The following is a 24,023-nucleotide window of genomic DNA, read 5'->3' on the forward strand; positions in this document are numbered from 1 at the left end:
CTATCGCGTACGCGATAGGAAGGGGCCCTTCCCTGCACTCAGGTCAGAGGGTGAGGGTCCAGGTGTTCAGGTAGCCGGTGTCGCCCGAGTAAACGTCGCGCACCCGCAGCTGCCAGGTGCCGTTCGCCGCCTCGCTCGACAGGTTCGCCGTGTAGGTGGCGTTGATGTTGTCCGCGCCGTCGAAGATGCTGCTGTTCTTCAGCCGGTAGGTCGAGCCGTCCGGGGCGACCAGGTCGATGACCACGTCACCGCGGTAGGTGTGCGCGATGTTCACCGCGACGGTGGAGGCCGCCGAGGCGTTGCGGGCGCAGCCGGCGATCACGATCGAGCTGCTCACCGCGACGTTCGTGTCCGGGATCGCGAGGTCGGTGCCGTTGGTGCCGGAGCAGCCGCCGCCGGTGCCGGTGACCGTCAGCGAGTAGGTGGCGGTCCTGCTGCCCGAGGCCGCGGTGCCCGTCACGGTCACCGAGTAGGTGCCGGCCGGCGTGCTCGCCGAGGTGCTGATGGTCAGCGCCGAGGAACCACCCGAGGTGACGGTGGCCGGGCTGAACGAGGCGGTCGCCCCGGACGGCAGCCCGCTCGCCGAGAGGCTCACCGACTGGGCGGAGCCGTTGGTCGTGGCGGTGGCGACCGTGGCGGTCACCGAGCCGCCCGGCGCGGTCGAGCCGGACGTCGGCGAGACCGAGACGGAGAAGTCGTCGGTCGGCGGCGGGGTGTCGCCGTTGACGACGTAGAGCAGCTTGTTCGGCGAGCCGGTGCCCGGGTTGGTCACCACGTTGCTGGTGGCGTTGTTCACCAGGTAGTCGCGGACCTGCTGCGGCGTCCAGGCCGGGTTGGCGCTGGCCACCAGGGCCGCGACGCCGACCACGTGCGGGGTCGCCATCGAGGTGCCGCTGATCGTGTTGGTGGCGGTGTCGTTGGTGTACCACGCCGAGGTGATCGACGAGCCGGGCGCGAAGATGTCCAGGCAGGTGCCGATGTTGGAGAACGACGACCGGGCGTCGGTGTTGGTCGTGGAACCGACGGTGATGCCCTCGGCAGTCCGGGCGGGCGAGGTGTTGCAGGCGTTGCCGCCGGAGTCGTTGCCGGCCGCCAGGCCGTAGCTCACGCCCGAGTTGATGGAGTTGCGCACGGCGGTGTCGAGCGAGGCGTTCGCGCCGCCGCCGAGGCTCATGTTGGCCACGGCCGGCTTGACCGCGTTGGCGGTCACCCAGTCGACGCCGCCGATGACGCCGGCGTTCGTGCCGCTGCCCTGGCAGTTCAGCACGCGTACGCCGACCAGCTGGACGCCCTTGGCCACGCCGTACGCCGAACCGCCGACGGTGCCGGCGACGTGCGTGCCGTGCCCGTTGCAGTCGTCGGCCGAGCCGCCGTCGACGGCGTCGTAGCCGGAGACCGCCCGGCCGCCGAAGTCGCTGTGGCTGAACCGGATGCCGGTGTCGATGATGTAGGCGTGCACGTTGCTCGCCGTGTTCGGGTACGTGTAGGAGCTGTTCAGCGGCAGGGCGCGCTGGTCGATCCGGTCCAGGCCCCAGGAGGGCGGGTTGGTCTGGGTGCCGGCGATGGAGACCGTGTGGTTCTGCTCGACGTACGCCACGGCGGGGTCCGCGGCGATGCGGGCGGCGGCCCTGGCGTCGACCCGGACCTCGAAGCCGCGCAGGGCGGCGCCGTAGGTGCGGGCGACCGCGCCGCCGTGCCGGCCGACCAGCCGCTGCGCGGTGTCACCGACGCTGCTGCGGGCGACCGAGGTGTCCTTGAAGACGACGATGTAGCTGTCGGCCACGGCGGTGGCGCCGCCAGCGGCGCGGATCGTGCCCACCGGTTCGGCGGCCATGGCGGGCGTGGCGGTGGCCACCATGGCCAGCGCGGCCACCCCGACGAGTACGGACCTGCGTGGAAGACCCATCTTCTACTCCCTCCGACCGGCACCGACCGTCCAACTGTTCGAGACGAGTGAATCGATGAATGCCGATCAAGCTGAGGGTAGGGGGGCGCAAACGGGAATTCAAACATGTCGACTTCCCCATACCACCGGAGGGATGACCCCCTAGGGGCGGCGGCTGCGGGACGAACCGGGGACCTGCCCGGATTCACGGTCGTCGAAAACGGGCAAGGCTGTCGGTCATGGAGATTCACCTGACCGTGCTGCTGTCGCTGGCCGCCGTCTGGCTCGTCGCCGGCTGGCTCGCGGACGGGCTGCCCCGGCTGGACCACGCCCGGGCCCTGCGCCGGCGTACCGGATGGGTGCTCGCCCTGACGCTGACCGGCCTGGGCCTGACGGCCGCCGTGCTCGGCGCGGGGCTCTCCAGCGCCGGCACGACCCCCGCGGACCGGGCGGCTGCCGGCCTCGCCCTCGCCGCCGCCCCCGCGCTCGTGGTCGCGGCCTGCACGGTGCGCCGGGTACGCCGACTGCGGGCGGGCGCGGGCGCGCTCTCGTCGGCCCCGGGCACCCCGGCGCCGCACGGCCTGCGGGCCTCCGCCGCGCACCCGCTGATCGGGCTCCCGGTGCAGGTCACCGGGCTGGCGATCCTGCCCGCGGTGGCTGCGGCGAGCGCCCCGGACCTGCTCTCCGGACCCGGCGTGGCCGGGCCGGCGGTCACCCTGGGCGTGCTGGGCGTCGCCGCCATCGGCGTACGCCACGCCCTGCGGCACAGCCGGCTCGTGGAGCGGGCCGTGCCGGTACGGCCCGCGTCACCGCGAGCGGCCGGGGCCCTGCACGTATAGCAGTTCCAGGATCGCCCGGGTCGCCTCGAACCAGCGGTCGAGCCAGCCGGGCGGCGGGACGCTGCCCTTCGGCGGCAGCTCCATCAGCAGCCCGCGCAGCAGCGGATGGTCGACCAGTGACTCGGCCGGCTCCACCGACCAGCTGCCGGGCGGGAACGACGGCTCGGTCAGCGGGTTGGGGTCCAGCGAGGGCAGGGAGAGCGGCGGACCGGGCTGCTCCGGCGGCGCGGCCGGGCTCTCCCGGCCACCCATCTCGGTGTCGGTCGACACCACCTCGGTGAGGACGGTGTCCCGCCGTGCCCCCCGGTACTTGCCCCCGAACCGTTCCGGCTTGCCCGGCCCGTTGGTGAGGTTGTCCGAACCGATCGTCGTCATCCGTCTCGCCTGCCTCGCTCGGTTGCCGATCCCGGCGGCGGCTCGTCGACCACCGCCGTGCCGAGGGGTACAACGACACGGGACCCGATGTGGCGACGCCGACGGCGGGACGACTTCGCGGCCGGTCCGGACGCGGGCACGACGATGCCCCCGCCCGGCTCCACTGCCGGGCGGGGGCATCCCGTCACGTTCCGGTCCCGTCAGCCCCTGTCGAACACACCGCCCCTGGCGCCGGCGACGAAGGCGTGCCAGCCACCCGGGGAGAAGACCAGGGCCGGGCCCGTCTTGTCCTTCGAGTCCCGCACGCCGACCGCCCCCGTCACGTACGCCACCTCCACGCAGTTGTCGCAGTTCGGCCCGCTCTTCGAGCTCTTGAACCACGCCGCCTGCGTCAGGTCCACGGGGAACCTTTTGGTCGCCCTTTCCACATCGGCTCCTCTGCCAGTTTCGCGATGTGTGCGATGGACTCCTCAGGACGAATGGCCGCCGCTCGGATGTGATCGAAGATGAAGCTGTACTTCTGCAGTTCGTCACTCTTCTCCAGGAAGAGCCCACCCGTGGCATTCTCCGCGTACACGACATCCGGATCACCGGGCTCAGGGAAGCTGAGGATCGTGAAGGTGCCGTCCATGCCGGCGTGCGCCCCTACCGCGAAAGGCAGGATCTGGAGCGTCACGTTCGGCAGTTCCGCCACCTCGACCAGGTGTTTCAGCTGGTCACGCATTACCTCGTCCCCGCCCACCGGACGGCTCACCACCGCTTCATCGAGCACCACCCACAGATCGACCGGATCATCCTGCGTCAACAACGACTGACGGCCCAGACGGACACGCACCCGTTGCTGCACCTGTTCGGGAGTGAAGTCGGGCCGGGCGGCCCGGATCATCGCGCCCGCGTAGTCCTCGGTCTCCAGCAGCCCGGGCACCACCTGCTGCTCGTACGCCCGGATCGAACCGGCCGCCGCCTCCAGCCCGACGTACGCGCCGACCAGCACCGTGCTGTAGGGGTGCCACCAGCCCTTCTGCCGCGCCTCGCGGGCGATCTGCACCAGCTCGTCGCTCTCGGCACCCACCACGCCGTAGATCCGCAGCATGTCCCGCACGTCGCGTGGCGTCGCGGTGGTGTGGCCGGTCTCGATCCGCGAGACCTTCGACGCCGAACACTCCAACTGCTCGGCGACCGCCTCTATGGTGATGCCGGCCCCCTCCCGCTGCCGGCGCAGTTCGGCGCCTAGGCGACGCCGCCGGATGGTGGGGCTGCGCCGCTCGCTCACGACACGACCCCGCCCGCTGGTCGGAACCACCGCCTGTCAGGCCTCACCCGGTCCACCTCCGCCTCGCCGTGCGCCACTGTCGTCACCCGCCAGGGGCGCGACCGTCGTACGGCGGGCGTCGTTCGCGGCGTGGGGTGGTGCCGGTCATCGGCCGGCCGCGACGGGCGAAACCGGCTCCCAGTGTGCCGGGCATACGTGAACGGCTTCAAGCGCTGCTTTGCACGAGCCGCTCACGTATCGGCAAAAGTCGACGTGCAACTTGCATGAAGCACGTCGCTGATGCACTCTGTCCGTATGGCACGGGTTACTCACAGTCTCCGTCCGCTTCCTCGCCGTGGTGACCCCACGGACCGCGGGACGCGCGGCGGTGGGACCGCCCGGCAGTCGACAACCAGACCTGCCCCGGGTTGATGACCTCGCCGCTGCACGCCAGTTGGCTGCGGCGGCGGGAGCGGTACCCGGAGTAGCCGAGTGATGGTCGGGTGGCGGTTCGCCACCAGCGGATACGGCCCGACCACCACCGCCCGCAGCACCGGTCCACGAGGCACGACCCCGCCACCGGGCCATCGACGTCCCCCGACCCCCACCGCCGGCCCCTCGGCCGGCCGACCCTTCCCAGGAGCCCATGTGCTTCCCCGCTCCGGTGACGTACTGCACGTGACTCGCGCGGCGAGTGTCCAGTTCCTCAGGCCCATCATGTTCCGGGTCATCCGGGTGCTGGACTGGCCGACCTACGACGGCTGGATCTGGCTCGAAGGCTACGAGTTGAACGCATCGGGGGACGCGGTCAGCCGGCGGTCGATCTTCGTCCAGCGGGAGGGGCTGCGCCACCTGCGCTCGGCCCCCGAGCCGCGTCCGCACACCGTGCGGGCGCCGCGCCGGCCCGCCGCCCGCACCCCGGTCCGGGTGGGCTGACCTGCGCGATCGGCAGTCGAGGGGCATGCCGTCGCCATAAGATGAGGTACGCCCACCCCGGCACGTTTCCACCCCGCGCGTCCAGGACCCCGAACCTGGGATGGCCATGGTCAATCAGCCCGCCGCGCGGCGGCACCACCGCTCCCGTATCGCCTACGCCTTCGGACTACTGGCGCTGATCGGCGCCGCCACCACACTGGTGGTCGTGGTCCGCGATCCCGCCCTCTCGTCCACCACACGGCTGACCACCCCGGTCCCGGCACCGGAGATCACCGTGGTGGACGAGGACCCGCCCTACGGCGACGACGTGCCGGACGCCCTCGACCCCCCGTACGCACTGACCGGGCCGAGGGAACCGGAAGCGCTCGGCGCCGCGGGCGACTCCGGACCCGCAGCCGGGGCGGGGGTTCCCACGGGCTCCCCGGACGGTGCGGCACACGCCGCCCGCCCCGCACCCGACGACGTCCGCCGTTCCCTCTTCTGGTCCGGCATCTTCGGACTGGCCATCTCGCTGGCCGGGCTCGGCATGGTCGGAACGAGACGACGCATGTGGTGACGCGGCGGCTCACCGGGTGGCGGTCGGTTCGACCGACGGCGTGACCTCGCCGGTCGGCGAGGCGGCGTCGCGAGCCACCACCAGCGTGACCTCCTCGTCCGCCGGCACCAGCTCCCCCGCCGCCGGCTCGGTGCGGATCACCGTGCCGGCCGGACGGTCCGACGTCTCGTACTCGACCCGGTGGTCCAGCCCGACGTCGTCCAGGATGGCCTGCGCCGTCTCCAGCGGCAGGTTCACCACCGGCGGCATCGGCAGTTCGGCCGGCTCCGAGGGCGTCGGGGACGCCGAGGGCGACGAGCTGGTGGGGGCCGCCGAGGTCGGCGCGGCGGTGGTCGGCGACGCGCGGGTCACCGACGGCGACGGCGACGGCTCCGGCCCGCTCGGACCGTCGTCCGCCGACTGGAGGGCCAGCCACAGCCCGGTGCCGAGCAGGCCGAGCAGCAGCAGCACGATCACGCCCCACAGGATCGGCAGCCACCAGCGCCGCGAGTCCTGCTCCTCGGCGTACCACTCGGCCTCCGGCTGGTCGGCCGGCCCGCCGGGGCGCACCTCCGCCCGGCCGGACCATGCCGCCGGCCCGGACCGCTCCGGCGGCACGGCAGCCGTACGGTCCAGCGGGGCGGTGCCGTCGCCGGGCATCGGCCGGGTGGCGTCGCCGGCGTCCGGGGCGCTCCGGTCGGGGCGGGGCAGCGGCTGCGTACGGTCGGGTTCCGGCCCGGCCGAGGGATCGCCCGGCGGAGGCAGCGGGCGGGTCCGGTCGTCGTGTTCCCCGGCGGGCGGCTCCCGGCGCTCGTCACTCATGCCGGCACTCCGCTCCGCTGCGTGCCGACCTGAGGCACCACCGCACCATGCCGATGATTCGCTCGCTGACGCTCACTCATGCCCGGCACTCCGCTCCGCTGCGTGCCGACCTGAGGCACCACCGCACCGTGCCGACGGTTCGCTCGCTGACGCTCACTCATGGCGCGTCCTCTCCCGGCCCGGGCGGGCGTCGCGGGCCCTGACCGCCAACCTAGCGGTCCCGGAGGCCATCGGCCGGGATCAGCGTGTCGGACGCTCCGTCACGGCGTCGGGGAGGGCGAACCGTCGTCCTCCGGCGCGTCGCCGCACCAGATCGACACCTGGTCGTTCCACCGGCCCGCACCGTCGCCGGCCGGATCCTGGCGGCTGACCTTGCCGGTTTTGCCCGTCCGGTACTGCGGGTAGAAGCCCTCGTCGACCAGCTCGTCCGCCGCGTCGTCGCAGTCGTCGCCCACCACGTCCGGCACGGTGGCGGCCGGGGCCGGACCGCTCACGTAGAGCGTCACGGTGCGCCCGGGCTGCACCTCGGCGCCCACCTCCGGGGAGGTTCGCTCCACGGTCGTCCCGGTGCCACGGCCGAAGACGAGCCGCCAGCCCAGCCGCTTCTCGCGGAGCTCCTCGCGGGCGTCCGTGAAATCCTCGCCGACGAGCGGCGGGACCGTCAGCCCGGCGGAGCGGCTCGGTGCGGTCGTCCGGGGAGCCGCCGCCGGCGCGGACCGGCCCGGGGTCGATCGGGTCGCGGCGGGCGTGCTGGTGGCGGGCAGACCCTCCGCCGCCGTCGGCGGGGCCGACGGGTCGTCCTCGCCGGCTAGGAGCCAGCCGCCGGTCGCGCCGACGGCAGCGAGCAGCACGACGGCCAACCCGCCCCTGAGCAGCAGCGTCGACCGGTCCGGCCCGGCGTCGTCCCGCGCGCCCGTGTCCCCGTCCGTCATACGCCCACCCCGCCTCGATCACCGGCGACCGTACCCGCTCCCGTCAACGCCGGCGTCATCGCGGTCGCCCGGGCCGGACCGCCACGACTCGCCGCGCCGACCACGGGACGTTACGCTCCCCGGCATGGCCAGACGAGGCTGGGGAGGATCGATCGCGATCGCGGTCGGCGTCGCTGCCGGCGCGGGCGCGGCCCAACTGGGCTTCGGCTACGGGCTGGGCATCATCAACTGGGCGCCGGCGGACGCGACCGCCGGCGCGACCGCCTGGGTGGCGGGCCTGATCTGGGCCACCTGGATCGCGGCCACCTCGACGGTCTTCGGCGCGGTCTGCGCGCAGCGGCTGCGCGACCGCGCCCCGGCGCCGGACACCGGTCCCGCCGACGCGGCTCCGGCCGGACCGGGTGGCGGCGCCCTCGGCTCCGCCGCGCTCGCCGTGGCCGCCGGGGTGGGCGCACTGATCACCGTGCTGCTGGTGGCCGTACCGGCCCGGCAGGCGGTGGCGGTGGCCGACACCGGTTCGCCCCGGAACGTCGCGGCCGCCTACGCGGCGGTCGGCGTGCTGGTCGGCGTGCTGACGGCGGCCTGGGCGCTGCGCTCGCGGGCCGCCGCGAACAACGTGCTCGCCACCGTCGGCTGGCTCTGGCTGCTCGCCGTGATCGCCGTCGTGGACGGCGTGCTGGCCGGGCGCGGCCTGACCAGCGCCCAGCTCGGCATCTGGCAGCTCGGCCCCGACGACGGACGGTACTGGATCCGCGACTACTTCTACTGGCCGGGCGCGCTGCTGTCCCTCGGTTCCGCGCTGGTGATCGGTGCCCTCGCGGCCCGCCGGGACGCCCGGGACCCCGATCACCGGGTCGGGGCGGCCGTCTCGGGTGCGGCCGGGCCGCTGCTCGTCGCGACCGCGTACTTCCTGGCGGTGCCGAGGCTGACCGCGATCAGCCCGGAGCAGGTGTCGGCGCACCTGATCGCGCCGTACGCGGTGATCGTCGGGGTCGGCGGCGCCGTCCTGGTCACCGTCCTCGCCCAGCGGGCCGCCCGACGGGCCGCGGCCCGGGGGCCGGTGCGGGTCCCCCGCCAACGCACCGGCGAGCCCGCCGACCACCCGGGCGACCCGGGGCGGCAGACCCCTCCGGTCGGCGGCACCGACGGCGACGCCCCGGCGACGCCGGACCGCAGCGACGCCCGCACGACGCCGGGCGGCAGCGACGCCTCCGCCAGGTCGGGCGACAGTGACACCTTCACCGGGCCGGGCGGCAGCGACGCCTTCACCAGGCCGGGCGACAGTGACGCCTTCACCGGGTCGGGCGGCAGCGCGCCGGGCGGGGAGCCCGTCGCGGCGGGCGGAGGAGCGTTCCCCGCCGACCGTGAACCGGCGCCGGTCCCCGCCTCCGCGAGACTCGCGGCGGCGTCCGGCACGCCAGCCGGGGAGCCGGCCGCGTCCGGGACGCCGGCCGGGAAGCCGACCGCTTCGGCCCCCGGGAACGGCACGTTGGCGTCGGCGACGACCGGGGAGCCGGCCGTGCCGGCCGCCGACGATCCGGCGGAACCGCAGGCCACCGGCCGCCGATCCCGCTCCGGCCGCCGCACCCGCTGACCGGCGGCCGGGCGGCGTTGGCCACTCCCACCCCGGCCCACTGAGGGGCCTCATCGCCGCACTCCACCCCGGCCCACTGAGGGGCGTCACCGCCTCGGGGCGCCGGGACGGTCAGTCGACGGGCCAGGTGTGCACGGGCTCGTTGCTGCGTTGCAGCTCGGCGTAGCGCTGCACCATGTGGTGCAGGGCGGCGCCCCGGTCCATGCCGCGGTGCCGCTCGGCCGCCCAGACCGCCTCGGTCTGCCAGACCGCGCCGTTGCGGCCCGTACGGCAGCGCTGCTCGATGATGCCGAGCAGCCGGTCGCGTTCGGCCGGGGACACCCCGAACCGGTCGAGCCCGGCGGCCGCCTTGGGCAGCAGGACGTCCAGGACCAGCTTGGTCACCGGCACCTCGCCGAGGCGGGGCCAGTGCAGGACGGCGTCCATGCCGCGCCGGGCGGCGGCGTGGAAGTTCTCCTCGGCGGAGCTGAAGGTGAGCTGGCTCCAGATGGGCCGGTCGGACTCCGCCAGCCCGCGCGCCAGCCCGAAGTAGAAGGCGGCGTTGGCCAGCATGTCGACCACGGTCGGGCCGGCCGGCAGCACCCGGTTCTCCACCCGCAGGTGCGGGCGGCCGTTCATGATGTCGTAGACCGGCCGGTTCCACCGGTAGACGGTGCCGTTGTGCAGGCGCAGCTCGCCCAGCTCCGGCACGCCGCCGCCGTGCAGGACCTCGACCGGGTCCTCGTCCTCGCAGATCGGCAGCAGCGGCGGGAAGTAGCGGACGTTCTCCTCGAAGAGGTCGAAGATCGAGGTGATCCAGCGTTCGCCGAACCAGACCCGGGGTCGTACGCCCTGCGCCTTCAGTTCGTCCGGCCGGGTGTCGGTGGCCTGCTCGAACAGGGCGATGCGGGTCTCCGCCCAGAGCTGCCGCCCGTAGAGGAAGGGCGAGTTGGCCCCGACGGCCACCTGCACCCCGGCGATGGCCTGGGAGGCGTTCCAGTAGTCGGCGAAGCTGTCCGGGGCGACCTGGAGGTGGAACTGGAGGCTGGTGCAGGCGGCCTCGGGGGCGATCGAGTCGGTGTGGGTCTGGAGGCGTTCGACGCCTCGGATGTCGAGCTCGATGTCCTCGCCCCGGGCGCCGACGATCTGGTCGTTGAGCACCCGGTACCGCTCGTTGGTGGAGAGGTTGTCCTCGACGAGGTGACGCTCGGTGAGGGTGGGCAGGATGCCGACCAGGACGATCTTCGCGTCCGACTTGGCGGCCCGCTCGTCGGCGCGGGAGAGGCTGCCGCGCAGGTCCTGCTCGTAGTCGGCGAAGCCGTCGCCCTCGATCAGCCGGGGCGGCGCGTTCAGCTCCAGGTTGAACTGGCCCAGCTCGGTCTGGAAGAGCGGATCGGCGATGTCGGCGAGGATCTGGTCGTTGCGCATCGCCGGCTCGGCCGCCGAGTCGACCAGGTTCAGCTCGATCTCCAGCCCGGTCATCGGCCGGTCGGCGTCGAAGCCGAAGTCGTCCAGCATCAGGGCGAAGACGTCCAGGCACCGCCGGACCTTCTGTCGGTAGCGGACCCGGTCCTCCCGGGAGAAGGCGCCCTGCTCGACGTCCCTGCCCATGTTTCCTCCCGGCGCGAGGCGCAGTCGGACCGTACCGGCCCGGTAAGCGCGTGGTGAACCCCTCCACGTTAGGAGTGTCGGCATCGCCGGGACCAGAGGAGGTCGCGGCGGTCCCACGGCCGGGACGACCGTACTCCGGTCGGCGGACGCGCTCCCGGCGGCATCTCTACCCAGCCGGCGCTGCCCGGCACCAGATCGGTCCGCGAATGAGTCGTGACAAATCGCACCCGGTCGGTGACTTCCACCCTACGTACACGCGTCGGGCCCGCGCCGTGACGCGGCGCGGGCCCGGAAGCGGTACGGCGGATCAGGCCTGGCGGACGGCCTCGCCCTCGATCTCGATCTTGATCTTCTTGCCGACCAGCACGCCCCCGGTCTCCAGGGCGACGTTCCAGGTCAGGCCGAAGTCCTCACGGTCGATCTCGGTGGAGGCGGAGAAGCCGAAGATGTCCTGCCCGAACGGGCTGCGGCCCACGCCCTCGAACTCGACCTCCAGGTCGACCGGGCGGGTGACGCCCTTGATGGTCAGGTCGCCGGAGAGGACGAACTCGTTGCCGTCGCGGGACTTCACGGCCGTGCTGCGGAACTCCAGGGTCGGGAAGGCCTCGGCGTCGAGGAACTCGGGGCTGCGCAGGTGCGCGTCCCGGTCGGCCTGGTTGGTGTTGATGGTGGCCGCCTGGATGGTGGCGCTGACCGAGGACTGCATCGGGTCCTCGGCGACGGTGATGGTGGCGCTGGCGTCGGCGAACTCACCGCGTACCTTGCTGACCATCATGTGCCGGGCGACGAAGCCCACGCGCTTGTGCGCGGCGTCCAGCAGGTAGGTGCCGGCGGTCGGGATGGTGAGGCCGTCCCAGTCGCGGGTAACCGGTGCGGTGCTGCTGGTCATGAAGCTGCCCTCCGTGGGGGAAGTTGTTTAGTAGCCCAACGACTGTCGCAGCAACTATAGGCACAGCAATATTCCTCGTGTCAAGTACTGCTACGATGGGCGCGTGGACCAGAACGTGTTCGACGACCCCCGGATCACCGCTGTCGGCCTGCTCGTCGAGGCGCACGCCGGGCTCTCGGCCCGGTTCGCCGCCCAGTTCGAGGAGCACGGCCTCTCACCGGTCGAGTTCGAGGTGCTGACCAGACTCGCCCGCTCACCCGGCAACCAGTTACGGATGACCGACCTCGCCGCCCAGACCTCGCTCTCGACGAGCGGCGTCACCCGCGTGGTGGACCGGATGGAACGCGACGGGCTGCTCACCCGCCGCGCCTGCCCCTCCGACCGGCGCAGCTCGTTCGCCGTGGTCACCGCCACCGGCCTGCAACGCCTCGACGAGACCCTGCCCGGGCACCTACGGATCATCGAGCAGTGGTTCACCGGCCAGCTCGAGCCGGCGGCCCTGGACGCCCTGCTCGACGGGCTGCGTCGGGTCCGGGACGCGGTGCACCCCGGCGCCACCGCCGGAAGCACCGGATCCGCCGCCGACTGCGACGAGACGGTCACGCCCTCCTGACCCGTTCCCGGGCCCGCTCGGCACCGGCAGAAAGAGCGGCAGAACTGCCGCGCCCACGGGACGATAGACGTTCAAACCGGACGGGCCGGCGTGCGGGCGGTGGCTAGTCTTCGGGCAGTGGGGACGCACCGGGGGGTGATGGCGCGGGCGACGAGCGAGGGGTAGCAAGAGGGGCTTCGTCGCCCGCGTCACCCCCGGTCGCTCTGCGCAACGCGCTCCACTCGCTCTGCGCCACGCCCTCCACGCGACGACCGACGCCGTCGCCGACGGGCCACCCGTTCCGGCCCGCCCTCCACAGGCGCAATTGCTCCTCCTCGTGCGGCAGCAGCCGGACACCGCTCTGCCGGCAGGCCCGGTCGAGACGGTCCAGCACGCCGGGGTCGCCCGAGCTGGCGGCCAGCCCCACCAGCGCCTCCACCACGTCACGTCGGTCCTGGCCGTCGACGCCCGCTTCCGCCGCCGCGGCGAACCACTCCGCCGCCAGCTCACGGTCGCCCCGGCACAGGGCCAGGTTCCCCTCGATCAGCGCGCAGATCCCGTCCTCCGGGCGTGCCCCGGGCGTCGGCGCACCCGGCAGGCGCCCGGGCGACCAGACCTCCTCGGCGCGGGGCACCGGGGGCGGGCGCAGCTCGGCCAGCACCTCGGCCGCCTCGGCGGACCGGCCGTCGCGGGCCAGCGCCAGCCCCACCGTGCCGAGCACCCGGCGACGGTGGCCCGGGTCGCCGACGTCCGCCAGCGCCGCCACCACCCGCCGGCCCTGGTCGACGGCGTCGGCGTAGCGGCCCTCCAGGCGGGACACCTCGGCGAGGTTGGCCCGCGCGAGCACCCGCAGCCGCTGCTCCCCGCCCTGGGCGGCGAGCCGGTCGACCGCGGCCAGCCGGCGCCGGGCGGCCGCCAGGTCACCGACCCGGATGTCGTGCCAGGCGAGGTTGTTCTGCGCCACCGTCATGTCGCGGGCCCGCCCGTGCCGGACGGCCAGCGCCAACACCGCCTCGGCCTGCGTACGCGCCTCGTCGTGCTCGCCGAGGGCGATCAGCAGCGCGCAGAGCACCGAGCGCGCCTCCAACTCCCCGGTGACGTCGCCCGCGTCCCGGAACGCGGCCAACGCCCGCCGCGCGGCCGGCAACTCCTCGGCCCCGGCGCCGTGCTCGGCGGCGAGCCGGGCCACCCCGAGGAACGCCCACGCCCGCAGCACCGGGTCGACATCGGCGGTACGCGGATCCGCCAGCAGGCGCCGGAGCCACTGCCTGCCGGGGACGTCGCGCCCCCGGAACCGCCACCACCGTGACAGCGACGCCGCCAACCGCAGTGCGGTCAACGGGTCGTCGACGGCGGCGTGCGCCAGGGCGGAGCTGATGTCGCCGGACACCTCGTCCAGGCGGTGCACCGCCGCCGGCAGGTTGGCCCCGACCAGCTCCGGCGCGGTCCGCGCCACCAGCCGGGCGACGACCTGCGCGTGCCGGCGCCGGATCGCGGTCAGCTCGCCCGCGCCGGTCGCCTGCTCCGCGGCGAAGTCCCGTACGGCGTCGAGCAGGCGGAACCGGAACGGCCCGGCGCCCCGGACGCTGAGCAGACCGAGCTCGACGAGCCGGTCGAGCAGCGGCACCGGGTCCACGACCACCGTCCCGTCCCGGTCGGCGGGATCGGCGAGCATCTCCTCGGCCAGCTCGACCGACCAGCGGTTGCCGAACGCGGCGAGCCGGCGCAACGCGGCCCGCTCGTCGGGGGCGAGGAGGCGGTAGCTGACGGCCACCGCGTCCCGCAGAGTCTCCGCCACCGCCGCCCGTGGGCTCTCCGGACGGCCCGGCTCCGTGCTGTCCCAGCCCGGCCGCCCGGCCGCCCCCGACGAGGTGGTCAGGTCGAGGACGCGGTCGCCGTACCGGTCGAGCAGCTCGTTGAGGTCGAGGATCCGGCCCCGGGCCGCCATCAGCTCGATGGCGAGCGGGAGCCCGCCCAGGCGGCGTACCAGGGCGGCGAGGGCGGGCAGCTCGGCGGGACCGGGCGGCTCCCGGCGGACCTGGGCGAGCCGGGCGGTGAAGAGAGCCACGGCGGGATAGTCGGCCAGCGCCGCCGGGCCCTCCCGCTCGCTGCCCGGCGGCGGTACGTCGAGCGGGGCGACCGGCCACACCCGCTCCCCGGGCAGGCCGACCGGGTGCCGGCCGGTGACCAGCACCCGCAGCGACGGCACCGCCCCGGCGAGCCGGTGCACCGTCTCGGCGACCGCGTCGGGAGCCCGCTCGGCCGCGTCCACGAGCAGCAGCGCCGGCCGGCCGGCGAGGCGGGCGCTCAGCTCGGGCAGCCGGGCGACACCGAAGACGGCGACCGAGGCGGAGAGCACGTCGGCCGCGTCCGAGCCCTCGCCGATGAGCACTCCGGCCGCCCCGCCGGGATGGTCGTCGGCGACCGCGTGGACCACCGAGAGGGCCAGCGCGGTCTTGCCCACGCCGGCCAGCCCGACCAGGCTGGCCAGCCGGGGCCCGCGCCCGTCGGTGAACAACCCGACCAGCTCGGTCAGGTCACGGTCCCGGCCGACCAGCGCGACCGGGGGCGGGAGCGCGGCCGGCGTACCGGCGTGGTGGTCGAGGTCGACGCGGGCCGGCGGGGCGCCGCGGGTGGTGGCCGGCGCGGCGGCCGGGACCGGCCCCCGGGCGGCGGCCAGGAACGTCGACCGGGCGGCTCCGGCCAGCTCCAGCGCGCCGGCGAGCAGCTCGACCGTGGTGCGCTGCGGCCGGGACGAGCGGCCCCGCTCCAGGTCGCGGACGGTCCGGATGCCCACACCGGCCCGGCCAGCCAGCTCGGCCTGGGTCAGGCCGGCGGCGAGCCGGTGCCCGCGCAACAGCTCCGGCAGCCCGGCACGACCGCCCGGATGCGGCGAACGATCATGATCCGGCGTCATGGGCAGGAAGGGTACGGACGGGGTACGACCGACGGCAGCCGAGCGTCGCCCTGCCGACGCCCCGGCGCGGATATCCGACAGCGGACCGGTCACACCGGGCGGGCCCGGTGGCGCGGAGGCGACTGCCTCGACGCCAGCGGACCCGTCGCCGTCACATGCCCAGATCGCGCGCGATGATCATGCGCTGCACCTCGGACGTGCCCTCGCCGATCTCCAGGATCTTGGAGTCGCGCCAGAAGCGGGCCACCGGGTACTCGTTCATGAAGCCGTAGCCACCGTGGATCTGGGTGGCCTCGCGGGCGTTGTCCACGGCGATGGTGCTGGCGTGCAGCTTGGCAATGGCGGCCTGCCGCTTGAACGGCTCGCCGGCGAGCATTCGCGCCGCCGCGTCGTAGTAGGCCAGCCGGGCGGTGTGCGCCTTCATCTCCATGTCGGCGATCTTGAACTGGATCGCCTGGTAGTTGCCGATCGGCTGGCCGAACGCCTGGCGTTCCTTCGCGTACCGGATCGACTCGTCGACGCAGCCCTGAGCGAGGCCGACGGCCAGGGCGGCGATGGCGATCCGCCCCTCGTCGAGGATGCGCAGGAACTGGGCGAAGCCCCGGCCGCGCTCGCCGAGCAGGTTCGCGGCCGGCACCCGGCAGTCGTCGAAGGTCAGCTCGTGGGTGTCCGAGGCGTTCCAGCCGACCTTCGAGTAGCCCGGCGCGACGGTGAAGCCCGGCGTACCCGAGGGGACGATGATCGTGGACAGCTCCTTGGCGCCGTCCGGGCGGGTGCCGGTGACCGCGGTGACGGTGACCAGCGCCGTGATGTCGGTGCCCGAGTTGGTGATGAACGCCTTGGAGCCGTTGATCACCCACTCGTCCGTCGACTCGTCGAGCACCGCGCGGGTCTGAGTGCCGCCGGCGTCCGATCCGGTGCCCGGCTCGGTCAGCCCGAAGCCGGCCAGCGCCTCACCGCTGAGCAGCTTCGGCAGCCACGTCGCCTTCTGCTCGTCGGTGCCGAAGCGGTAGATCGGCATCGCGCCCAGCGAGACCGCCGCCTCCAGGGTGATGGCGACGCTGGAGTCGACCCGGGCCAGCTCCTCCAGGGCGAGGCAGAGCGCGAAGTAGTCGCCGCCCATGCCGCCGTGCTCCTCCGCGAAGGGCAGGCCGAACAGACCCATCTTGCCCATCTGCCGGATCACCTCGTACGGGAAGGTGTGCTTCTCGTAGTGCTCCGCGATGACCGGGGCGACCACCTCGCGCGCGAATTCCCGCACGCTCTCCCGCAGCGCCTCTTGCTCCTCGGTGAGCCGGAAGTCCATGGAATCCTCCTGTGTGGATGGGCCGCCGGGCGCTCGTGACGCCGGGAACGGACGGGTCGCTGGTGCGGTGCGGGCCCGCGCCGGCCGGGTGGGGCCGGCGGCGGGATCAGACCGGGGTGACGCCGTGCCGGCGCCGGGAGAAGTGCCGCTCCTTCGTGCGGGCGGCGGCGAACCGGCGGACCAGCTCCGCGCGCAGCTCGTGCGGCTCGACGATCGCGTCGACGACCAGCTCGCTGGCGAGCCGGACCACGTCGATGTCGCGCTCGTACTCCTCGCGCTTCGCGGCGACGAACGCGGCCCGTTCGGTCTCGTCCCCGATCGCGGCGATCTTGTTCGCGTAGACCGCGTTGACCGCCGCCTCCGCGCCCATCACGGCGATCTTGGCGGTGGGCAGCGCGATCGTGGCCTCCGGCTCGAAGCCGGGACCGGCCATCGCGTAGAGGCCGGCGCCGTACGCCTTGCGGACCACCACGCAGGTCTTGGGTACGGTCGCCTCCGAGATCGCGGTGATCATCTTGGCGCCGTGCCGGATGATGCCCTGCTTCTCCACCGCGCTGCCGACCATGAACCCGGGCACGTCGGAGAGGAAGAGCAGCGGCACGTTGAACGCGTCGCAGAGCTGCACGAAGCGGGTGGCCTTGTCGGCCGAGTCGACGAAGAGGACCCCGCCCTTGAACATCGAGTTGTTGCCGACCACGCCGACGACCTCGCCGTTGAGCCGGCCGAAGCCGATGGTCAGCTCCTTGGCCCAGAGCGCCTGGATCTCGAAGAAGGAGCCGTCGTCGAGCAGGCCCTTGACGTACCGCCGCATGTCGAACGCCTGCCGCTCGCTCGCCGGCACCAGCGCGGCCAGGTCGGCCTTCTCCGGCGCCGCGACGGCGGGCACGGCCGGCGGGGCCTGCGTCCAGTTGGTCGGGAGGTACGACAGGTAGCGCCGCACCACGTCGAGCGCGTCGGCCTCGGTCTTGCAGAGGAAGTGCCCGACGCCCGACTCGGCGCAGTGCACCTTGGCGCCGCCCATGGCCTCCAGCGTGGTCTTCTCGCCGGTGACCATCTCGACCATCCGGTCGGAGCCGAGGTACATGCTGGCGTTGCCGTCGACCATGGCGACCACGTCGCAGAACGCCGGGATGTACGCCCCGCCGGCCGCGCTCGGCCCGAACAGGGCGCAGACCTGCGGGATGGAGCCGGAGGCGCGGACCTGGTTCCAGAAGATCTTGCCGGCGCCGCGGCGGCCGGGGAAGAGGTCGACCTGGTCGGTGATCCGGGCGCCGGCCGAGTCGACCAGGTAGACCATCGGCACGCTTGTCGAGTAGGCCCGCTCGATGATCCGGATGATCTTCTCGACGGTGCGGGCGCCCCAGCTGCCGGCCTTGACCGTGGAGTCGTTCGCCATCAGGCAGACCGGGCGGCCGTCGATGGTGGCGGTGCCGGTCACCACGCCGTCGGCGGGGAGGCCCTCGGCCATCGCGTTGGCGTAGAGGCCGTCCTCGACGAAGGAGCCCTCGTCGACCAGGAGCGCGACCCGCTCCCGGGCGAAGAGCTTGCCCTTGGCGGCGTTCGCCGCGTGGTACTTGTCCGCACCGCCGGCCCGGGCCCGCTTGCGCAGCTGCTCCAGTGCCTCACCGTCGAGCGTCACGCCGACTCCCTCGCCACCTGAGCCGGTCACCTCGCGGGCGGACCGACTGACCTGAACGATCGTTAGGCTAGCGCATCCCCCCACCCCCCGGCGACCCACGGCCGACGGAGGAGACGCCACCCGGCCGCACCCGGCCGATAGGCATTGAAAATCATGAATTTATAGGGCTACGCTCCTGACACCCCTCCTCCCGGATTGGAGTCAACGATGACCTCACGGCTCAACCGGCTCGCGGTCGCGTTCGTCGCGACGGCACTGGCCACCCTCGGCGTCACGGTCGCCAACCCGTCACCCGCCTCCGCCGCCATGACCATCTGCTACAACACCAGCCAGGCGGGGAGCTTCGCCGGCACCGCCAACCAGGCCGCCTCGATCTGGAACAACGCCACGTCGAACCTGACGCTCACGGCGAACTGCGGCTCCAACCTGCGGATCTACCAGATCACCGGCGGCGGCTCGTACGCCGTCCGGACCAGCCTCGGCAACGGGCGGGTCTACATCGACACCCAGCAGGCCCAGCAGTACAGCCCGCTGCGGATCATGACCCACGAGATCGGGCACATCCTCGGCCTGCCCGACAACTACAACGGCAACTGCGCGCTGCTGATGTCCGGCGGCAGCGCCGGCACCAGCTGCACCAACCCGTACCCGAGCACCACCGAGGCGAACCGGGTCACCAACCTCTTCGCCGGCACCCTCAGCACCAACCGCGCCGGGTCGCAGATCTTCCAGGACAGCTGGCCGAGCATGCTCACCACGGTGGGCTGACCGACCGGGCATGACGGAGGGGCCGGCGTCGTGCCGGCCCCTCCCGCGTGTGGTCAGCCCGGCAGCGGCGTCAGCCGGGTACGCGGCCCGGCGCGGAGCACCCCCGACGGGAGCCGCTTGCCGACCAGCTCCTCGGCCAGCTCGGCCACCTCGACCAGGGCGTCCAGGTCGATGCCGGTGTCGACGCCCATGTCGTGCAGCATGTGCACCGCCTCCTCGGTGGCCAGGTTGCCGCTGGCCCCCGGCGCGTACGGGCAGCCGCCGAGGCCGCCGACGCTGGCGTCGAACTCGGTCACGCCCAGCTCCAGCGCGGTGAGCATGTTGGCCAGCGCGGTGCCCCGGGTGTTGTGGAAGTGCAGCAGCACGGGGACGTGCGCGTTGCGGTCGCGTACCGCCGTCAGCAGCTCGCGGACCCGTCGGGGCGTACCCATGCCGGTGGTGTCGCCGAAGGCCACCCGGTCGGCGCCGTCGCGGACCACCCGGTCCACGATGGCGGCCACCCGGGCCGGGTCGGTGTCCCCCTCGTACGGGCAGCCGAAGCTGGTCGCCACGATCACCTCGGCCTGCGCGCCGGCGCCGTGCAGCAGGTCGATCAGCTCGGCGATGTCGTCCAGCGACTCGTCGGTGGAGCGGTTGACGTTGCGCCGGTTGTGCGTGTCGCTGGCCGAGACCACCACCTCGATCTCGGTGAAGCCGGCGGCCAGGGCCCGCTGCGCGCCCCGGGTGTTCGGCACCAGCGCCGAGTAGCGCACGCCGTCGGCCTTCGCGGCCCGCTGCCACACCTCGTCGGCGTCGGCCATCTGCGGGATCGCCTTCGGGTGCACGAACGAGACGGCCTCGATCCGCTGCACGCCGGTGCCGGAGAGGGCGTCGAGCAGCCGCACCTTGGCCTCGGTCGGGATCGGCTCCTCGTTCTGGAGCCCGTCGCGCGGCCCGACCTCCCGGATCGACACGGAGTTCGGCATTTCCGCCATAAGGGGTCACCTCACTGTGACGCAGAGCTGTTATGTCCCCTCCAGCCTCCCACCCCCTCCACCGCCCCACCCCGGTTGATCATGAAGTTGTCGCCATGACACGCCGCGGCCGAGGGCAACAACTTCATGATCAACGGGGCGGGACCCCGGGCGGACCGGGGCGGGGTGGGGGGGTGGGAGGCAGGGTGGGGGTCAGCGCATTCGGGTGACGATGGCCGTGTCGTAGTCGCCGGAGAGGAATTCCTCGTTCTCCAGGAGTTCGGCGAAGAAGGGGAGGTTGTTCTTCGGGCCGGCCAGCTGGAAGGCGGCCACCGCCGCCTTCGCGCGCTCGATCGCCTCGGCGCGGGTGGCGCCGTTGACGATGAGCTTGGCCATCAGGCTGTCGTAGAACGGGGTGACGGTGTTGCCCTCGACGTAGCCCGAGTCCACCCGGACGCCCTCGCCGGTCGGCTCCACCCAGGTCTTGATCACGCCGGGGCCGGGCAGGAAGCGCTTCGGGTCCTCGGCGTTGATCCGCAGCTCGATGGCGTGCCCGCGCGGGGCGAGCGCGTCCGGGTCGAAGGTGGGCGCCAGGCCGGCGGCCACCCGCAGCTGCTCCTCGACCAGGTCGACGCCGTAGACCAGCTCGGTGACCGGGTGCTCCACCTGAAGCCGCGTGTTCATCTCCAGGAAGTAGAACTCTTCGGAAGCCGGGCCGTCACCGCTGGCGTCCCGCTGGCGCGGGACCAGCAGGCACTCGACCGTGCCCGCGTTGCGGTAGCCCACCGCCTCGCCGGCACGCACGGCGGCGGCCAGGATGCGCTCGCGCAGCTCCGGGGAGACCGCCGGCGACGGCGACTCCTCGACCAGCTTCTGGTTGCGCCGCTGCACCGAGCACTCCCGCTCGCCGAGGGCGATCACCCGGCCGTCGGCCAGGCCGAGGATCTGCACCTCGACGTGGCGCACCCGGGGGAAGTACCGCTCGATCAGCACCGAGCCGTCGCCGAACATGCGCTCGGCGAAGGAGCGCACCTTGTCGTACTCGGTGCGCAGCGCGGCCTCCTCGGTCGCCACGCCCATGCCCATGCCGCCGCCACCGGCCGCGGCCTTGACCATCACCGGGTAGCCGATCTCCGCCGCCGCGACGACCGCCGCGTCGAGGTCGGCCGCCGGGTCGGTGGTGCCGGGCGCGACCGGCACGCCGGCCGCCGCCATCAGGTTCCGGGCGTTGATCTTGTCGCCCATCGCGGTGATCGCGTCCGCGCCGGGCCCGACCCAGATCAGCCCGCTCGCCTCGACGGTACGGGCGAAGTCGGCGTTCTCCGACAGGAAGCCGTAGCCGGGGTGGATCGCCTGCGCGCCGGTCGACTTGGCGGCGGCGAGGATGGCCTCGACGTTGCGGTAGCTCTGGGCCGGGTTGGCCGGGCCCACGCACACCGCCTCGTCGGCCTCCGTCACGAACGGCAGGCCGGCGTCGGCCTCCGAGTGCACCGCGATCGCGCGGATGCCGAGCCGCCTGGCGGTCCGGATGATCCGGCGGGCGATCTCGCCCCGGTTGGCGACCAGCAGCGACTCGATCATGTTTCCCTCCAGCGTCCGGGGGTGGGGACGGGTGCTAGGGAACCACGGCCGGAACGTTACTGACGAGTTGCCCCCGGTTCAGGAACCGGGGTGGGCCAGGAGGGCGGCCAGGGTGGCGGCGCGGAGCAGCTCGGCCCGGCGGCGCCGGTCCACCTCGCCGCCCAGGAACGGCGTCGAGTTCATCAGGCCGAACGCGGCGTGGGCCAGCACCCGCGCCTCGCCGTCGGGCATGCCCGGGTGCAGCGTGGTCAGCACCGTCACCCACTGTTCGACGTAGAGCCGCTGGAGCCGGCGGATCCGGCGGCGCGGCTCGTCGGGGAGGCGGTCCAGCTCGTGCAGGTGCAGGGCGATCACCGCCGGGTTGGCCAGCGCGAAGTCGACGTGGAAGTCGATCAGCGACTCCAGCGCGCCGCGCGGGTCGTCGGGGTGGCCGGCGGACCGCTGCTGGCCGCCGGCCAGCAGTTCCTCGCTGACCGGGATCAGCGCGGCGACCAGCATGGCCTCCTTGCCCGCGAAGTGGTGGTAGAGCGCCGGGCCGGTGACCCCGGCGGCCGCGCCGATGTCGTCCATCGAGACGCCGTGGTAGCCCCGGGACGCGAAGAGGCCGACCGCGATCTCCAGGATCTCGTCCTTGCGGGACCGGCGCCGGGCCGACCCCGCGGCACCGTTCGCCCTGCCCCGTGCCTGCTGCTCGACCGTCACCGGGCAAGCGTAGACCTCGACCGGCCCGGCGTGGAGCCTCCGCTACCCGTCGGTTGGCTCACGTCCGCCGCCCGGGACGCCAGGTCCGGGCCCCTTGACCCTCGACCCGGTCGAGCCCGAAGGGTCGCCGGCATGACCGCACCCCCGCTCGGCCGCGACTACCGACTGCTCTGGTCCGCCGCCGTGTCCTCGCGCCTGGGCGACGCCCTGCGTACGCCGGCACTGGCGCTGCTGGCCGCGACGCTGACCCGCGACCCCCGGGTGATCGCGGCGGTGACCGTGGCCGGGCAGCTCCCGCCGCTGCTGTTCGGCCTGCTCGGCGGCGTGTACGCGGACCGCTGGGACCGCCGCCGGACGATGGCGGTGGTGGACGGCCTGCGCGCCGCCGTGATCGGTGCCCTCGCCCTCGCGGTCGCCCTCGACCGGGCCGGCGTCGCCGCGCTGGTGACCGTGGCCTTCCTGCTCGCCGCGCTCGGCACCCTCTTCGACGCCGCCTCGTTCGCGATGCTCCCGTCCGTGGTGCCGCCGGCCGCGCTGCCCCGAGCCAACGGCCGCCTCCAGGCCGGCTCGGCGGTGGCGGGCGGCTTCCTCGGCGCCCCGGCCGCCGGCGTGCTCTTCGCCCTGGCCGCCCCGCTGCCGTTCGCCGTGGACGCCCTCACCTTCCTCTGCGCCGCCCTGCTGACCCTCGCCCTTCGTCCCGTCCCGCCCCGCCCCCGCGCGAGCCCCGGGCGGCGGTCGGTGTGGCGGGAGGGCGTCGAGGGGGTGCGATGGGTGCGCGGGGACGCGATGCTGTGGCGGCTGACCGTGGCGACCGCCGGGAGCAACCTGGCGATCAGCGGGCTGATGGCGGTGCTGGTGCTCTACGCGCTCGACGTGCTGCGGGTGCCGCCGGCCGGGTACGGGCTGTTCGCCGCGGGGGCGGTCCTCGGCGGGCTCGCCGGTGGGCTAGGGGCGGGTCGGTTGGCCGCCCGGCTCGGCACGGTGCCCGCGTTGCGCGTCGTGCTCGCCGGCCAGGCCGTCGCGCTGACCGGGCTGGCGCTGGCCCGGCACCCGGTGCCCGGCGGGCTGGCGCTGGCCGTGTTCGCCGCCGGCACCACGGTGTGGAACGGCCTGTGGGTTTCGTACGGGCAGCGCCACGTGCCGCCCGCCCTGCTCGGCCGGGTGGGCGCCGCCCAGCGGATGGTCGGCCTGCTCACCGCGCCGGTCGGGGCGGCCCTCGCGGGCATGGCCGGCGCGGCGTACGGGGTGGGACCGGTGGCGGCGGCGGTGGCCGGGGTCTTCGTGCTGGTCACCCTCACGGCGTGGCGGACGCTGCGACCGGCCGCGCCGGCACCGGCCGCCGGGCCCACCAGCGTCGCGACAGCAGCCCGGCCAGGGCGGCGCCCGTCGCGTTGAGCAGCACGTCGTCGGCCGAGGAGACCCGGCCGAGGTCGAGCGCGTACTGGAGGGACTCGACCAGCACGGAACCGGCCGCCCCGAGCAGGAACAGCCGGCCGACGCCGGCCAGTGCGGCCAGGCGTACCGGGGCGAAGAAGCCCAGCGCGGCGAAGACCAGCAGGTTGCCGACGACCTGGACCACGGCGGTCGCCGGCGGCCCGGTCAGCAGGTCGGCCAGGTCGCGCAGCGGCACCGGGTCGACCTGCCGGGGCGCGGGCCGGGGGGTGAGGATCATCCACACCCACGGCAGGGTGCCGGCCACCGCGCCCACCTCGGCGACGCTGCGCCGCCACGACTCCCCGACCGTCGCGGCGTCGCGCCGGTGGCGCGCCAGCACGGCGGTGAGGAGGGCCAGCAGGGGCAGCCCGGCGGCCACGGCGAGCAGCACGCCACCCCAGTCACGCCACACCTGACCCACCGGGGCAGCCTAGCCGCGCGCCCCGTCTCGCCTGATCCACCGGGCGGCCCGGCCGCGCGAT

Annotated in this window: 21 protein-coding genes and 1 pseudogene; 7 read left to right on the top strand and 15 right to left on the bottom strand. The window is 73.9% G+C overall.

The window, feature by feature from the left end; genetic code table 11:
* Positions 1-43 precede the first annotated feature (43 nt).
* Positions 44-1,906: a S8 family peptidase gene (locus ACLQ20_RS19045; protein ID WP_425856969.1), complete on the bottom strand. Its 1,863-nt coding sequence runs from the start codon at positions 1,904-1,906 to the stop codon at positions 44-46.
* Between the two features lie 218 nt (positions 1,907-2,124).
* Here ACLQ20_RS19045 and ACLQ20_RS19050 point away from each other — a divergent pair, with 218 nt between their 5' ends.
* Positions 2,125-2,724, top strand: a complete 600-nt coding sequence (locus tag ACLQ20_RS19050) for a hypothetical protein (RefSeq protein WP_151455335.1) — start codon at positions 2,125-2,127, stop codon at positions 2,722-2,724.
* On the opposite strand, the gene ACLQ20_RS19055 is transcribed toward ACLQ20_RS19050, so the two are convergent.
* The 3 genes from ACLQ20_RS19055 to ACLQ20_RS19065 all read right to left on the bottom strand — a co-directional run bounded on the left by ACLQ20_RS19055 (position 2,692) and on the right by ACLQ20_RS19065 (position 4,372).
* Positions 2,692-3,099, bottom strand: a complete 408-nt coding sequence (locus ACLQ20_RS19055; RefSeq protein WP_151455336.1) for a hypothetical protein — start codon at positions 3,097-3,099, stop codon at positions 2,692-2,694. The genes ACLQ20_RS19050 and ACLQ20_RS19055 overlap by 33 nt on opposite strands.
* A gap of 200 nt (positions 3,100-3,299) precedes the next feature.
* Complete coding sequence (locus ACLQ20_RS19060; RefSeq protein WP_327030066.1) at positions 3,300-3,500, bottom strand: DUF397 domain-containing protein; 201 nt, start codon at positions 3,498-3,500, stop codon at positions 3,300-3,302.
* A complete protein-coding gene (locus ACLQ20_RS19065) occupies positions 3,491-4,372 on the bottom strand; it encodes a helix-turn-helix domain-containing protein (protein WP_151455338.1) in 882 nt (293 codons plus the stop codon). The genes ACLQ20_RS19060 and ACLQ20_RS19065 overlap by 10 nt, the downstream gene beginning before the upstream one ends.
* 627 nt (positions 4,373-4,999) lie before the next feature.
* Here ACLQ20_RS19065 and ACLQ20_RS19070 point away from each other — a divergent pair.
* Positions 5,000-5,287: a hypothetical protein gene (locus tag ACLQ20_RS19070; RefSeq protein ID WP_151455970.1), complete on the top strand. Its 288-nt coding sequence runs from the start codon at positions 5,000-5,002 to the stop codon at positions 5,285-5,287.
* Between the two features lie 100 nt (positions 5,288-5,387).
* Entirely contained in the window at positions 5,388-5,843 is a 456-nt protein-coding gene (locus ACLQ20_RS19075; RefSeq protein WP_192581485.1) for a hypothetical protein, read from the top strand.
* A 9-nt stretch (positions 5,844-5,852) separates the two neighbouring features.
* Here ACLQ20_RS19075 and ACLQ20_RS19080 read toward each other — a convergent pair whose 3' ends face one another.
* Both ACLQ20_RS19080 and ACLQ20_RS19085 read right to left on the bottom strand, forming a co-directional pair.
* The gene (locus tag ACLQ20_RS19080) at positions 5,853-6,644 is read right to left on the bottom strand and encodes a PASTA domain-containing protein (RefSeq protein ID WP_151455972.1); all 792 of its coding nucleotides are present in this window, start codon (positions 6,642-6,644) and stop codon (positions 5,853-5,855) included.
* 260 nt (positions 6,645-6,904) lie between these two features.
* On the bottom strand, positions 6,905-7,576 hold the full coding sequence (locus tag ACLQ20_RS19085) for a PASTA domain-containing protein (protein WP_151455973.1): 672 nt from the start codon (positions 7,574-7,576) through the stop codon (positions 6,905-6,907).
* A gap of 124 nt (positions 7,577-7,700) precedes the next feature.
* Between ACLQ20_RS19085 and ACLQ20_RS19090 the strand changes: the two genes are divergently transcribed.
* Positions 7,701-9,170: a hypothetical protein gene (locus tag ACLQ20_RS19090; RefSeq protein WP_425856984.1), complete on the top strand. Its 1,470-nt coding sequence runs from the start codon at positions 7,701-7,703 to the stop codon at positions 9,168-9,170.
* 111 nt (positions 9,171-9,281) lie between these two features.
* Here ACLQ20_RS19090 and ACLQ20_RS19095 read toward each other — a convergent pair whose 3' ends face one another.
* Both ACLQ20_RS19095 and ACLQ20_RS19100 read right to left on the bottom strand, forming a co-directional pair.
* Positions 9,282-10,760, bottom strand: coding sequence for a glutamate--cysteine ligase (locus tag ACLQ20_RS19095; RefSeq protein ID WP_311410012.1), 1,479 nt, complete (start codon positions 10,758-10,760; stop codon positions 9,282-9,284).
* Positions 10,761-11,067: 307 nt separating this feature from the next.
* Positions 11,068-11,649 (bottom strand): YceI family protein, encoded by a 582-nt coding sequence (locus ACLQ20_RS19100; protein WP_151455975.1) that lies wholly within the window; start codon positions 11,647-11,649, stop codon positions 11,068-11,070.
* Between the two features lie 103 nt (positions 11,650-11,752).
* On the opposite strand from ACLQ20_RS19100, the gene ACLQ20_RS19105 reads away from it, so the two are divergent.
* Positions 11,753-12,262, top strand: a complete 510-nt coding sequence (locus tag ACLQ20_RS19105; protein ID WP_151455976.1) for a MarR family winged helix-turn-helix transcriptional regulator — start codon at positions 11,753-11,755, stop codon at positions 12,260-12,262.
* A 301-nt stretch (positions 12,263-12,563) separates the two neighbouring features.
* On the opposite strand, the pseudogene ACLQ20_RS19110 reads toward ACLQ20_RS19105, so the two are convergent.
* From ACLQ20_RS19110 to ACLQ20_RS19120, 3 genes and pseudogenes are all read right to left on the bottom strand, one after another.
* A pseudogene (locus ACLQ20_RS19110) lies at positions 12,564-15,158 on the bottom strand (ATP-binding protein); the annotation flags it as partial.
* Positions 15,159-15,309: 151 nt separating this feature from the next.
* On the bottom strand, positions 15,310-16,464 hold the full coding sequence (locus tag ACLQ20_RS19115) for an acyl-CoA dehydrogenase family protein (RefSeq protein ID WP_121397345.1): 1,155 nt from the start codon (positions 16,462-16,464) through the stop codon (positions 15,310-15,312).
* A gap of 106 nt (positions 16,465-16,570) precedes the next feature.
* Positions 16,571-18,103, bottom strand: coding sequence for an acyl-CoA carboxylase subunit beta (locus tag ACLQ20_RS19120; protein ID WP_425856990.1), 1,533 nt, complete (start codon positions 18,101-18,103; stop codon positions 16,571-16,573).
* A 207-nt stretch (positions 18,104-18,310) separates the two neighbouring features.
* Here ACLQ20_RS19120 and ACLQ20_RS19125 point away from each other — a divergent pair, with 207 nt between their 5' ends.
* Positions 18,311-18,871 (top strand): snapalysin family zinc-dependent metalloprotease, encoded by a 561-nt coding sequence (locus ACLQ20_RS19125; RefSeq protein WP_151455979.1) that lies wholly within the window; start codon positions 18,311-18,313, stop codon positions 18,869-18,871.
* 53 nt (positions 18,872-18,924) lie between these two features.
* Here ACLQ20_RS19125 and ACLQ20_RS19130 read toward each other — a convergent pair whose 3' ends face one another.
* The 3 genes from ACLQ20_RS19130 to ACLQ20_RS19140 all read right to left on the bottom strand — a co-directional run bounded on the left by ACLQ20_RS19130 (position 18,925) and on the right by ACLQ20_RS19140 (position 22,107).
* Positions 18,925-19,845, bottom strand: a complete 921-nt coding sequence (locus tag ACLQ20_RS19130; RefSeq protein WP_425856994.1) for a hydroxymethylglutaryl-CoA lyase — start codon at positions 19,843-19,845, stop codon at positions 18,925-18,927.
* Between the two features lie 192 nt (positions 19,846-20,037).
* On the bottom strand, positions 20,038-21,405 hold the full coding sequence (locus ACLQ20_RS19135) for an acetyl-CoA carboxylase biotin carboxylase subunit (RefSeq protein WP_425856997.1): 1,368 nt from the start codon (positions 21,403-21,405) through the stop codon (positions 20,038-20,040).
* 78 nt (positions 21,406-21,483) lie between these two features.
* Positions 21,484-22,107 (bottom strand): TetR/AcrR family transcriptional regulator, encoded by a 624-nt coding sequence (locus ACLQ20_RS19140; protein ID WP_327030060.1) that lies wholly within the window; start codon positions 22,105-22,107, stop codon positions 21,484-21,486.
* 132 nt (positions 22,108-22,239) lie between these two features.
* On the opposite strand from ACLQ20_RS19140, the gene ACLQ20_RS19145 reads away from it, so the two are divergent.
* Positions 22,240-23,502: an MFS transporter gene (locus ACLQ20_RS19145; protein WP_425857001.1), complete on the top strand. Its 1,263-nt coding sequence runs from the start codon at positions 22,240-22,242 to the stop codon at positions 23,500-23,502.
* Here the strand turns inward: ACLQ20_RS19145 and ACLQ20_RS19150 are convergent.
* The gene (locus ACLQ20_RS19150; RefSeq protein WP_425857004.1) at positions 23,402-23,962 is read right to left on the bottom strand and encodes a VanZ family protein; all 561 of its coding nucleotides are present in this window, start codon (positions 23,960-23,962) and stop codon (positions 23,402-23,404) included. The two genes, ACLQ20_RS19145 and ACLQ20_RS19150, sit on opposite strands and share 101 nt — an antisense overlap.
* Positions 23,963-24,023: the final 61 nt, after the last annotated feature.

The sequence above is a fragment of the Micromonospora sp. DT46 genome (assembly GCF_049841735.1).
Classification (GTDB): Bacteria; Actinomycetota; Actinomycetes; order Mycobacteriales; family Micromonosporaceae; genus Micromonospora; species Micromonospora reichwaldensis.